We start from the raw sequence: 10,524 nt of genomic DNA on the forward strand, positions 1-10,524 counted from the left end.
GACAGCCTCCTTGCTTCGCTGTCGAAAGTGTCCACGATGTCTCCGAACACCCGTCCACCATCTCCCCGGTCTGAACACCCACAAGGGGAGAGGGTAATCACACCCGCGGCATGCTTGCCGGGCGCACTTCGCGAGCTTGCGCTGCCAGCCTGATGCCGGCGTTGGCCGCACCAAATCCCTGATAGTTCCGCCGCTCCACGATCTCGAAGAAGAAGCGCTCGTCGAAGATGTGGGTGTAAACCTGGAAGAACTCGCTGTCGCCCTCGCGGTCGTAGAGGATGTGGTTGGCGCGCAGCTGCGCCATCAGCTCGGGCGCGAGGTCGTATTTGGCTTCGATGTCGTCGTAGTAATTATCCGGGATATCCAGGAAGTCGGCGCCGCGCTTGCGCATCGCGGCGACGGTGGCAAAAATATCCTGGCAGGCGAAGGCGACATGCTGCACGCCCGAGCCGAAGAACTCGGAGATGAATCGCGCCGGCAGCGTGCGGTTGGCTGAGGAGCCGTTGAGCACGAAGCGCAGGCTCTGGTCGGCGTTGATGATGGCCTGGCTCTGCACGAGGCCCCTGGGATCGGCGATCTCCATCTGGGGCAGGCGCTTCAGGTCGAGGATGCCAGTGTAGAACAATAGCCAGGACAGCATCTCGTCGTAAGGCATCGACTGCGCGATGTGATCGACCGCCAGCAGCGCGTCCGCGCTTGCATCGCTTGCGATTGGTTCGAAATCGGTGTCCCAGTTCTTGCCGGCCTGATCGAGGAAATAAAGAAGACTGCCGCCGACGCCGTGGATCGCTGGGATCTCGAGCTCGCCCGGCCCGACCGGCTGGTAGAAGGTGCGCGCCTTCAGCGTCTCCGCCCGCTGCATGGCACGGCCGGCATTGTCGACGTCGAGCGCAATGGCGCAGACGCCGGGGCCGTGCGTCACGTAGTGGGAGTGCGCAAAGCCGTCGGTCTCGCAATTGATGACGAGCTCGACCTTGCCCTGCGACCAGCGTTCGACAGCCTTGCTGCGGTGCTTGCCGGACTTTCGGAAGCCGAGCTGCGAGAACAGGCGGGCGAGGTCGCCGGCCTTGGTCTCGTTGACGGCAAATTCGATAAAGCCGGTGCCGCCGCTCTTCGCCTTCGGCGCCAGCGGCTCGCCGGCAAATTTCGGCCAGTCCGGTGCGAGCTGGTCCTCCAGCAGGATCAGCGAACGCAGCCCGTCGACGGCGGTCTGCGCGGCCGAGCCGGCGCGGAACTGGTCGTTGAAGATCTCCAGCGACAGCGGCCCGGCATAACCGGTCGCCGCAATCGCCTGCATGAAGTCAATGACCGGCAGGTCGCCCTGGCCGGGGAAGGAGCGGAAGTGCCGGCTCCACGACAGAATGTCGAGCTCGAGCTTCGGCGCGTCGGCGAGTTGCACCAGAAAGATCTTGTCGCCGGGAATCGAGGCCATCGCGCGGGTCGGAAAGCCCGGCGCCAGCGCATGAAAGCTGTCGAGGATGACGCCGATGGCGGGGTGATCGGCACGGCGCACGATCTCCCAGGCATCGCGGTAATCGTTGACATGGCGCCCCCAGGCCAGCGCCTCGTAGCCGACGCGCAGGCCGCGCTTGGCGGCACGCTCGCCGAGCTCGCGAAAATCGTCCGCGGCGCGGTCGATGCCGCCGAGCGAGGCGGGCGACACGTTGGAGCAGATCAGCAAGAGATCGGTGCCGAGCTCCTGCATCAGATCGAACTTGCGTTCGGCGCGCGCAAAATTGCGCGTGCGCTGCGGCTCCGGCATGCCCTCGAAATCGCGGAACGGCTGGAACGCGCAGATCTCGAGATTGAGGTCCTTGCACAGCTTTGCGATGTCGCGCGGGCCTGCGCCGAACGACAGCAGATCGTTCTCGAAAATCTCGACGGCGTTAAAGCCGGCGGCGGCGATGGCGCGGAGCTTTTCGTCCAGGGCGCCTGAGAGAGAGACGGTCGCGATCGAGCGCTTGTTCATGCTGCCTGCTCCATGATCCGCCCCGGTGAGATTGTCTGGCCCGCGTGCGCGGCCTCGCTGACGGCTTCGACGACCGCAAGCGTTCCCATCGCGTCCTCGGCCGTGATCAACGGCTGTTCCTGGCCCCTGATGACCGCGCAGAAATGCCGGAGCTGCTCGACCAGCGGATCGAAAGCGGGCGGCAGGGCGGTCTCGCGCGACAGCGGCGCGTACCAGCCGGGCTCTCGCGTATAGGACCACAGCTCCATGTTCGGCACGGAGAGCGATCCGTCGGTGCCGGAAAAGATGTAGCAGGGCTGGTCCTGTCTGGGATAAGCGGGGTTCTCGCCCGAAGAGAGCTCCCAGCTCCACGGCGCCGGCGTCGCATCCGATACGGTCACCGTCCCCAGCGCGCCACTGGCAAAGCGCAGCAGCAGCGCCGCGGTATCCTCGACGGCGAAGCCGCGCACCTTGTTCGAGGTCAGGGCCTGCACCTCGGTGATCTCGCCGCAGATGAAGCGCAGGTTGTCGATGTCGTGGATGAGGTTGATGAGCAGCGGCCCGCCGCCCTGCTCGCGCCGCCACGTCGCCTCGAAATAATCGTCGGGCTTCTTCAGCAGCCACAGCCCGACCACGGCGGTGAGCTGGCCGAGCCTGCCGGTCGTGACGGCCTCGCGTGCGGCCTTGATGATCGGGTTGTGCCGGCGGTGATGGCCGACCAGCATCGGCACGCCGGTGCGCTTGACCGCGGCGCAGAGGCGCTGCGCGGTGGCAACCGTCTCCGTCACCGGCTTTTCGATCAACGCCGGCACGTCTGCCGCCGCGCAATCGAGCGCCATCGGCAGGTGCAGCGTGTTGGGCGAGGCGATGACGAGGCCGTCGGGCTTGTCCTGCGCCAGCAGCGCGCGATGATCCCCATACCAGGGCACATTGTGTGCCTCCGCAAAATCCTTCCCGGCAGGCGAGGGGTCGGCAATGCCTGACAGTACGCAGTCAGGCGATGCCTCGATCAGCGCAATATGGCGGCGGCCAATCAGGCCGGCGCCGGCGACTGCGATGCGCATTGGCGCGCTCATGCCGCACTCTCCTCCATGGCGCCGCCGAGGAAGAGCTGGCCGATGCGCGGATCGTTCAGGATGCGCTCTGCCTTGTCGACCATGCGGGTCTGGCCGAGCTCGAGCACGATGCCGATGTCGGAGATTTCCAGGGCCGAACGCGCGTTCTGCTCGATCATCAGGATGGTGACGCCGCGGTCGCGCAAGCTCTTGAGGATGTCGAAGGTCTGCTGCACCATCAGCGGCGACAGGCCGATCGAGGGCTCGTCGATCAGCACGAGCTTCGGTTCGAGCAGCAGCGAGCGGGCGATCTCGAGCTGCTTCTGCTCGCCGCCGGAGAGCGTCGAGGCCTGCTGCGCCGATTTGCGGCGCAGCGCCGGAAACAGGTCGAGGGCCGCCTCGATCCGCTTGGGCAGGTCGATGCCTTTCTCGGCCGAGACCCCACCAAGCTCGATGTTGCTGCGGACCGACAGCTCGGGAAAGATGTTGCGGCCCTGCGGCACGTAGCAGATGCCGGCATTGAGCAGCGCGCGCTGGCTCAAATTGGTGACGTCGCGGCCGGCGAAATTGATCTTGCCCTCGCGCAGCTTGAGCAGGCCGAAGATCGCCTTGAACACGGTGGACTTGCCGGCGCCGTTGGGGCCGATGATCGTGGTGATGGTCGCCGGCGGCACCGAAAACGTGGTGCCGTTCAGGATCGTCATCTTGCCGTAGCCGCCGACGAGGTTTTGAACCGAGAGGATCGGATCGCTCATGGTGACCTCCTCAATGCCCGAGATAGGCTTCGATCACGGCGGGATTCTTGCGGACTTCGTCGGGCGGTCCCATCGCCAGCACCTTGCCTTCCGCCATCACCATCACGCGCGAGCACAGCGACATCACGAACTCCATGTTGTGTTCGATCACGACGAAGGTCGCGTTCTTCTCGCGGTTGATCGCAACCAGCCGCTCTTTGAGATCCGCCAGCATCGACGGATTGACGCCGCCGGCGGGCTCGTCGAGCAGCACCAGGCGCGGTCCGCCCATGAAGGCCATGGCGGCATCGAGCAGTTTCTGCTGGCCGTAGGAGAGGCCGCCGGCGGGTTCGTCGGCGAGATGGTCGAGCTTGAAGAAGCCGATCATCTGGTTGGCGGTGTCGGTCAGGCCGGCATCCGAGCGGCCGACGAGGCGCGAGGCCATGTTGCCCTGGTGCTCTTGGCCTGCGAGGATCAGGTTCTCGCGCACCGAGAGTTTTGGGAAGACCTGCAGGAGCTGGAAGGTGCGGCTGACCCCGAGCTTGTTGAGCTCGGAAGGGCGCAGGCCGGTGACGACCTGCCCGTCGAGCTTCACCTCGCCGCCTGATGGCGTGAGCTGGCCGAGGATGCAGTTGAACAGCGTGGACTTGCCGCAGCCGTTCGGGCCGATCAGGCCGAGGATCTCGCCTTCGCGGACATCGAAAGAGACGCCGTTGACGGCGTGGATGCCGCCAAAGCTTTTCTTGATATTGGTGACTTCGAGGACCGCACTCATTGCACCGTCTCCAGGCGCGACTTGGCGACGGCGCGCAGCGCGGAGGCCGCCTTCGTACGCCGCGCCGCCATGTAGCGATCGAGGATTCCCAGGATGCCGGTCGGCGACCAGATCAGCAGCAGCATCACCGCGACCGCATAGAGCATCAGATAATAGCCTTCGGTGAAGCGCAGCCATTCCGGCAGCAGCACCGCGATCATCGCGCCCAGGAACGGGCCGAAATAGAAGCCGGCGCCGCCGACGATCACCATCATCAATAGGTCGAGCGAGAGCGACAGGTTGAAGGGAACAGGGTCGATATATTGCGTCAGCGGCGCATAGAGCGCGCCGGCGACACCGCCGAGCGCCGAGCCGATCGCGAACGCCATCAACGTGTAGCGCCGCGTGTCGATGCCGAGCGACTGCGCGCGTAGCGGGTTTTCGCGCAGCGCCATGAAGGCGCGGCCCCAGGGCGAGCGGATCAACCACCACACCGCCAGCGACACGATCGCCAGCGAGCCGAGGCAGACATAGTAGAACGGCAGCGGCTTGTTGGTGGCGATTCCGAAGATGTGCGGACGCGGGATATTCGAGATGCCGTAGATGCCGCCGGTGAGCCAGCTCTCGTTGCGGAACACCAGGAAGGCGAGGGTGGAGAAGGCGAGGGTCACAAAGGCGAGGTAATGGTGCTGCACGCGCAGCGCGGGATAGCCGAGCACCCAGCCGACTGCGAAGCTCAACACGATTGCAACGAGGATCGCCGCCGGCAGCGGCCAGCCATGGGTGGTCATGATCGCGGCGGCATAGGCGCCGATGCCGACGAACGCGCCCTGCGCCAGCGAGACCTGGCCGGCATAGCCGAGCGTGAGGTTGAGACCCATCGCGGCGATGCTCATCACCGCCCACTGGCTCAGGATGAACAGGCCGTAGCGGTTGAAGTTCATGGGAACGACGATCAGCGCAGCGATGACGGCAAGGCCGAGCGCGATCTTCAACGGTCTGGCGAAGCCGCTCATACGGTGCGCTCCTCGGCGCGGCCGAGCAAGCCCTGCGGCCGGAACAGGATGACGGCGATGAGGAAGATCATCGGCACGGCGGCGCGATACTGCGTCGAGACATAGGCCGCCGCGAGATTGTCGAGCACGCCGATCAGGAGGCCGCCGGCGATCGCGCCGCGCACCTGGTTGAAGCCGCCGACGATCGCCGCGATGAAGGCGGCCTGGCCCAGCACCTCGCCGGACGAGAACTTTGCGAGGTAGATCGGCGTGATCAGCAACGAAGCCAGCGCGACCAGGAAGGCGTTGATCAGGAAGGTCAGCAGGATCATGCGCTCGACGGGCACGCCGATGATGCGCGCCACCGTCGGGTTCTGCGCCGCGGCCTGCATCTGGTGGCCGAGCGAGGTGCGGTTCAGCAGCGTGGTCAAGCCGAGAACGGCAAGAATTGCGACGGCGAGGACGCCGATGCTTTGCAGCGACACGGCGTGGCCGAGAATGGAGATGTCACCGGTCGGCACGATCGAAGGGAAGGGCGAAGCTTCCGCGCTGAAGAACTGCTTGACGGCCTCCTTGATGCCGATCGCGAGCGCCATGGTCGCGATCGCCAGCGGCAGCACGCCATGGCGCATCATCGGGTCGACCAGCAGCATCTTGAAGGCAAGGCCCAGCAGGATCATCGACAGGAGGATGCCGAGGATGATCGCGAGCCAGAACGGCGCGCCGGCATGCATCGCCGCCAGCATCAGGAACGCCGGCAGCATCACGAACTCGCCTTGCGCGAAATTGATGGTCTGCGAGGTCTGCCACAGCAGCGTGAAGCCGACCGCGACCAGCGCGTAGATCGCACCGGTGGCAAGTCCTGCGACCAGAAGATCGAATAGGTTGGACATGTTCCCCTCTCGCCTATCCCTCCGCCCGCTCTCTCGTCTCCCTCTCCCCGTTCTCTTTTTTCTCCCTCTCCCCGTTCTTACGGGGAGAGGGTTGGGGTGAGGGGCTCTCTCCGCGAACTCGATTGTCACCGTCGCCGCGGAAGCAGCCCCTCACCCCACCCCTCTCCCCGCGAAGGGCGGGGAGAGGGAGACGAGAGATCTCTCCCCGTAAGTGGGAAGAGGGAGAGATGAAACCCTCACTTCACCTTCGGCAGCACCTGCTTCACGACCTGCTTGCCTTCGACCACTTCGACCAGGAAGCTCTGGCGATCGATGTCGCCGGTGTCGCTGAAGGTGACGTCCATCAGGATGCCCGGCTCGTCCGCGGCCTTGATGGTCAGGCCGTGCAGCGTGTCGGCAAACTTCTTCGGGTCGACCTTGCCCATCTTCTCGGTAGTCGCCTTCACCATGTAGACGGCGAGGTAGCCCTTCAGGCCGTTATGGTCAGGGACGTAATTGTACTTCTTGGAAAACTTCTCGCGGAACGCCTTGATCAAATCGACCGGCGCGTCGGTGGTGAGGCCGACATGGCCGCGCGCGCCGTTGGCGGCATCGCCGGCGAGCTCGATTACCTTCTGGCCGATCAGCGTGGTCTCGCCCATCAGCGGCGCGGTGACGCCCTGGCGCTTCAGCTCCTTGAGGATGCGCGCGCTCTCTTCCTCGTTCAGGTAGACGAACACGGCATCGGGATTGGCGGCCTTGATCTTGGCGACGTCGGCGGCAAAGTCGGCCTGGCCCGCCTCAGTCGAGAGATCGGCGACCACCTTGGAGCCGAGCCGGTCGAGCTCCTTGACCACGACGTCGCGGCCGCCGCGGCCGAAGTCGTTGTTGACCCAGACCACCGCGACCGTCTTCGCCTTCATCTCGTCGTGGATGTACTTTGCGACCTTCGGCATCGAGGATTGCTGGCCGAACGAGGTGCGGAACAGGAACTTGTTTCCGGCCTGCGTCAGCTCGGCGGCTTCGCCGCCCATGATCTGGGCGATGCCGGCTTCGGCCGCCAGCGGCGCGGTCACCTTCACCGAGCCGGAATAGCCGGGCCCGAGCAGCACATAGGGCTCGGCGTCGAGCGCCTTCTGCACCTGCGCGCGGGCGACGCCGGGGTTCGATTGCGAGTCGGCGTGCGTCACCTCGAGCTTGCGGCCGAGAACGCCGCCCTTGGCGTTGATCTCCTCGATCGCGAGGTCGATGCCGTTCTTCCAGTTGGTGCCGACGGTGGCCCCGCCGCCCGACAGTTCGGCAACGTCGGCGAGCTTGATCGCCTGGGCATGGACGCTGGTTGCAGTCGCAAAGGCAAGCAGGGCGCCTGCCAGCAAAGTCGATTTCATGGTCTCTCCTCCCATTTTCTTTGATGTTGTCCGCGGCCTTGTGTCCGGCCGCTTCCGTTACGCTGCGTGATAGGCCGAACTTCGTGCCGCCATCACCTCGTCGAATGCCTCTCCCATGACTTCGGTCGATGGAGCAAGGCCGGTAAACAGTTCGAACGCGTCGGCGGCCTGGTAGATCGCGAGCTCCCGCCCGGTCATGATCTTCGCGCCCTTGGCTTTGGCCGCCGCCAGCAGCGGCGTGATCAGCGGCGAATAGACAGCGTCGGCGACCCACAGGTTTTCGCGCAGCAGCGAGGCCGGGACCGGGGTGTCGCGGTTCGGCAGCATGCCGACCGGTGTGCCGTTGATGAGGCCGGTCGCGCCGGCAAGCGCGTCCTCGACGCTTCGGGCCACCCGCGCGCCGCCATGTCTGGCCAGCAGCGCGGCGAGTTTTTCGGCGCGCGCCGGCTCGCTGTCGAAGATCCGGAGGTCAGTCACTTTCAGGCTCGCCAGCGCAAAGGCGATCGCCTTGCCGACGCCGCCGGTGCCGATCACGGCCACCGCATTTCCGGAAGACGCCAGCAGCGGCGCGACCGCGCGGGCAAAGCCTGTCGTGTCGGTGTTGTGGCCGATCAGGCGGCCGTCCCTCACGACGACGGTGTTGACCGCCGCCATGGTCGCCGCAGCCGGTGCCAGCTCGTCGAGCAGCGGGACCACCGCCTCCTTGTAGGGGAAGGTGACGTTGACGCCGGCAAAGCCGAGCCGCCGCACGCCTTCCAGCATCATGGCAAGTCCGGCCGCGTCGGCGCCGGCGACCTCGATGAGCTGATAATGGCCGCGCAGGCCCAGCGCCTCGGCGGCGCGCTCATGCATGGCAGGGGAGGCGGAATGCGCGATCGGCGCGCCGATCAGGCCGGTGAGGAGTTTCTTGCTGGCGGCATATCCGCGCTTCGACATGGTTCGCAATCGTCTCGTTGGGAGCGTTGGGTCCCGGCCATTAGCGGGGAAATCCGCCCAATTCCAAGGGGCTTCCAGGGGCGACGATAGTCTTTCCCCTGCCTAACACAATTACCCTTTTGTCCTGCAAACCTAACATCATGTTATTTCTTCCGGCCGCGGCCCGCGGCGGCCTTGCCGTTGCCGCGGGACGGCTCGACCGCGCGCATCTCGGCGCGCAGGGATTCGATGAAGTATTCGACATGAAGCGACAGCGGTGCGCCGCGCTTGACCGCGATATAGGTGTCGAACCGCGTCGGCTCGGTGATCTTCAAGAGCTCGATTCCGGGATAGCCGCCATGGGCGACCGTGAACTGGTCGATGATAGCGATGCCGAGCCCTGCCTTCACCAGCGCGCAGACCGTGGTGCCGAAGCGGGCGCGGATGGTGATGTTGTAGTCGAGCCGGTGGCGCGCAAACATCTCGGCCATGATCCGCCCGTAAGGGTCGTTCGGATCGATGCCGATCAGCGGATAGCGCGTGATCTCGGCGGCGGAGACCTGCTTGCGGCCGGCGAGCTCGTGGCCCGGCGGCACGATGCAGTAGAGCTCGCCCGAGGCGAGCGGCATGAAGTCGAGCCCGGAATGCTCCAGCCGGTAGCTCATCGCCACGCATTCGCCGCGGCCAAGCAGGAGATAGTCGATGGCCTCCTCGAGCTTGAGGATGTTGATGTCGATGCCGAGATCGGGATAGCGGCGGCGGACGCGCTCGATCGCGCGCGGCACCATGACCTGCGAGATGCTCGGCACCGAGCCGATGCGCAATTCCGAGAGGCCGCCGCGTCCGATCTTGGAGATGATCTCGGAGAGATCGTCGACCTTCTTGTAGACGCCGTTGATCTGCTCGAAGATGTTCTCGGCTTCCGGTGTCGGGAAGTAGCGGCCGTTCTGGCGCTGGAAGAAGCGGATGCCGAGCGAGCGCTCGGTGTATTTGACGAGGCGGCTGATCCCCGGCGCCGAGACGTTGAGCAGCTTCGCCGCGCCGCCAATGGTGCCCGTCACCATCACGGCACGGATCACTTCAACCTGGCGCAGCGTCATCATGGTCTTGAAATGTCCTTGGCATCCGAAAGACGATCGTGGCGGCGATCATCTCACGAGAGCCGTGATGTCATCCAGCGGCAAGTGTGTGTCGATGTGGAGGGAGGCGGTCAGCTATTACCCTCTCCCCTTGTGGGTCCCCTTGTGGGAGAGGGTGGCATAGGCGGCCTTTGGCCGCCGTTCTTAAGAACGCCGATGCTTCGCATCGGCTATGGCGTAGCGGCGAGACGGGTGAGGGGTCTCTGTCCGCGACTTCAAATGGGAGTTGGATTCGCGGAGAGAGACCCCTCATCCGGCGCTTCGCGCCACCTTCTCCCACAAGGGGAGAAGGAAAGAATTTCCCGGTCAGAGTGTTTCGACTAAAATCTGCGCGTTCAGATGGAAGGGCGTCGTCGTCGCGCGATCTTTTGCATCGGCGTCGCTTGCTGCGACTGCGTTCTAGCTCGCCGGGCCCTCGGGCAAAATGCTGTCCGCCAACTCCGCGCGCTCGCTCTGCAGCACCTCGCGCGCGAACTCGATGATCTTCTGCTTGTTTGCCGTTTCGCGCACGGCGAAAAACACGCGGTTCAATTCCAGGCCGAGCACGCTGTTGAGGGCGATGTTCTCGTCGTCCATCATTGTTTTCCCGCTTTCTACGCCTTTAGGTGTAACTTGACGTCACTTCTTCCACAAGTAGATTAAGGCCTTAGAGCATGTTGTTTTTGACTGGAATCGGGATTCCCACCGGGAGCGATTTCTGATTCAACCTCCATGCTGGAGGGCG

General features: G+C 64.8%; 10 protein-coding genes. All 10 read right to left on the reverse strand.

The annotated features are described in order from the left end of the window. Nucleotides 1-97: 97 nt before the first annotated feature. The 10 genes from JQ592_RS37990 to JQ592_RS38035 all read right to left on the reverse strand — a co-directional run bounded on the left by JQ592_RS37990 (nt 98) and on the right by JQ592_RS38035 (nt 10,376). A complete protein-coding gene (locus JQ592_RS37990; RefSeq protein ID WP_211407821.1) occupies nt 98-1,969 on the reverse strand; it encodes a bifunctional sugar phosphate isomerase/epimerase/4-hydroxyphenylpyruvate dioxygenase family protein in 1,872 nt (623 codons plus the stop codon). Next, nucleotides 1,966-3,024: a Gfo/Idh/MocA family protein gene (locus tag JQ592_RS37995; protein ID WP_211407822.1), complete on the reverse strand. Its 1,059-nt coding sequence runs from the start codon at nt 3,022-3,024 to the stop codon at nt 1,966-1,968. The genes JQ592_RS37990 and JQ592_RS37995 overlap by 4 nt, the downstream gene beginning before the upstream one ends. After that, nucleotides 3,021-3,758 carry an ABC transporter ATP-binding protein gene (locus tag JQ592_RS38000; protein ID WP_211407823.1) on the reverse strand — a complete coding sequence of 246 codons (738 nt, stop codon included), beginning with the start codon at nt 3,756-3,758 and terminating at the stop codon, nt 3,021-3,023. Before JQ592_RS38000 ends, JQ592_RS37995 begins: the two co-directional genes overlap by 4 nt. Before the next feature lie 10 nt (nt 3,759-3,768). Continuing rightward, on the reverse strand, nt 3,769-4,512 hold the full coding sequence (locus tag JQ592_RS38005) for an ABC transporter ATP-binding protein (RefSeq protein ID WP_211407824.1): 744 nt from the start codon (nt 4,510-4,512) through the stop codon (nt 3,769-3,771). Then, entirely contained in the window at nt 4,509-5,507 is a 999-nt protein-coding gene (locus JQ592_RS38010; protein WP_211407825.1) for a branched-chain amino acid ABC transporter permease, read from the reverse strand. The genes JQ592_RS38005 and JQ592_RS38010 overlap by 4 nt, the downstream gene beginning before the upstream one ends. After that, complete coding sequence (locus JQ592_RS38015; RefSeq protein WP_018644484.1) at nt 5,504-6,379, reverse strand: branched-chain amino acid ABC transporter permease; 876 nt, start codon at nt 6,377-6,379, stop codon at nt 5,504-5,506. Before JQ592_RS38015 ends, JQ592_RS38010 begins: the two co-directional genes overlap by 4 nt. A gap of 236 nt (nt 6,380-6,615) precedes the next feature. Continuing rightward, nucleotides 6,616-7,746: an ABC transporter substrate-binding protein gene (locus JQ592_RS38020; protein WP_211407826.1), complete on the reverse strand. Its 1,131-nt coding sequence runs from the start codon at nt 7,744-7,746 to the stop codon at nt 6,616-6,618. Nucleotides 7,747-7,803: 57 nt separating this feature from the next. Continuing rightward, the gene (locus JQ592_RS38025; protein WP_211407827.1) at nt 7,804-8,682 is read right to left on the reverse strand and encodes a shikimate dehydrogenase; all 879 of its coding nucleotides are present in this window, start codon (nt 8,680-8,682) and stop codon (nt 7,804-7,806) included. 143 nt (nt 8,683-8,825) lie between these two features. Beyond that, a complete protein-coding gene (locus JQ592_RS38030) occupies nt 8,826-9,764 on the reverse strand; it encodes a LysR family transcriptional regulator (protein ID WP_211407828.1) in 939 nt (312 codons plus the stop codon). 435 nt (nt 9,765-10,199) lie between these two features. Continuing rightward, nucleotides 10,200-10,376 (reverse strand): hypothetical protein, encoded by a 177-nt coding sequence (locus JQ592_RS38035; RefSeq protein ID WP_211407829.1) that lies wholly within the window; start codon nt 10,374-10,376, stop codon nt 10,200-10,202. Between the last annotated feature and the right edge of the window lie 148 nt (nt 10,377-10,524).

The sequence above is a fragment of the Bradyrhizobium iriomotense genome (genome assembly GCF_018129405.1).
Lineage (GTDB): Bacteria > Pseudomonadota > Alphaproteobacteria > Rhizobiales > Xanthobacteraceae > Bradyrhizobium > Bradyrhizobium iriomotense_B.